Annotated in this window: 1 protein-coding gene and 1 other annotated feature; the gene reads left to right on the plus strand. The window is 60.5% G+C overall.

What is annotated here, in order from left to right; translation table 11 throughout:
• Positions 1-50: 50 nt before the first annotated feature.
• Positions 51-1282 (plus strand): IS3 family transposase gene (locus GVL12_RS25660; protein ID WP_159918379.1). Its coding sequence is split into 2 segments (ribosomal slippage): positions 51-342 and positions 342-1282, totalling 1233 coding nucleotides; the frame shifts between segments, so codons are not numbered across the junction.
• Positions 329-445: a sequence feature (AL1L pseudoknot), on the plus strand. Its footprint overlaps the gene before it by 117 nt.
• Positions 1283-1321: the final 39 nt, after the last annotated feature.

Raw genomic sequence — 1321 nt, forward strand, 5'->3', positions numbered from 1 at the left:
TGAATCACACCGGGTTTCGTGGAGGCATCAACTCTTAAGATGATGAAGCCATGAATAAGTCCAACAAGTTCTCTCCCGAAGTCCGTGAGCGCGCAGTGCGCATGGTGCAAGAGCACCGTGGGGAATACCCCTCTTTGTGGGCCGCTGTGCAATCCATTGCGCCAAAAATCGGCTGCGTGCCGCAAACGCTGCTGGACTGGATCAAACGCGCGGAAGTCGATTCCGGTGTGCGTGAAGGCGTCACGACCAGCGAGACGCAACGGGTCAAGGAACTGGAGCGTGAGAACAAAGAGTTGCGCCGGGCCAACGAGATCCTCAAGCTGGCCAGCGCGTTTTTCGCCCAGGCGGAGCTCGACCGCCGACTCAAGTCCTGAGGGACTTCATCGACAAGCATCGCGACACCTTCGGGGTCGAGCCGATCTGCAAGGTATTGCAGGTCGCCCCGTCAGGATATCGGCGCCACGCGGCACTGCTGCGCGAGCCGCACAAGCGCTGTGCCAGGGCATGCCGTGAAGACACCCTCATGCCAGCAATACAGCGCGTCTGGCAGGCCAATATGCAGGTCTACGGTGCCGTCAAGGTCTGGCGCCAACTGGCGCGTGAGGGGACGAGCGTGGCGCGTTGTACCGTCGAGCGGCTGATGCGTCGCCTGGGGCTGCGAGGCGTGATGCGCGGCAAAGTGGTTCGCACCACGATCAGCGATGCCAAGGCGCCATGTCCGCTGGACCGCGTCAATCGGCAGTTCCGTGCCGAGCGGCCAAACCAACTTTGGGTCAGTGACTTTACATACGTATCGACGTGGCAGGGTTGGCAGTACGTGGCCTTCGTCATTGATGTGTACGCCCGGCGTATCGTCGGTTGGCGGGTCAGCAGTTCGATGCGCACGGACTTCGTTCTGGATGCGCTGGAACAGGCGCTGTACGCCCGCCGACCCGAATGCAATGGGACGTTGACCCACCATTCCGACAGGGGGTCTCAATACGTCGGAATTCGCTACTCTGAGCGGCTGGCCGATGCCGGAATTGAGCCCTCGGTGGGCAGTCGTGGGGATAGCTACGACAACGCCTTGGCCGAGACCATCAACGGCTTGTACAAGGCCGAGTTGATCCATCGCCGGGCACCGTGGAAAACCAAGGAATCCCTGGAATTGGCCACCCTCGAATGGGTGTCGTGGTTTAACCATCACAGACTACTGGAGCCCATCGGGTACATTCCGCCGGCAGAAGCTGAGGAAAACTACTACCGGCAACTCGCCAGTCAGGCCACCTCGGTGGTGGCCTGACTTAAACCAAATAGCCTCCACGGAACCCGGCGTGATTCA

This window comes from Pantoea sp. 18069 (assembly GCF_902706035.1).
Taxonomy (GTDB): Bacteria; Pseudomonadota; Gammaproteobacteria; order Burkholderiales; family Burkholderiaceae_C; genus Comamonas.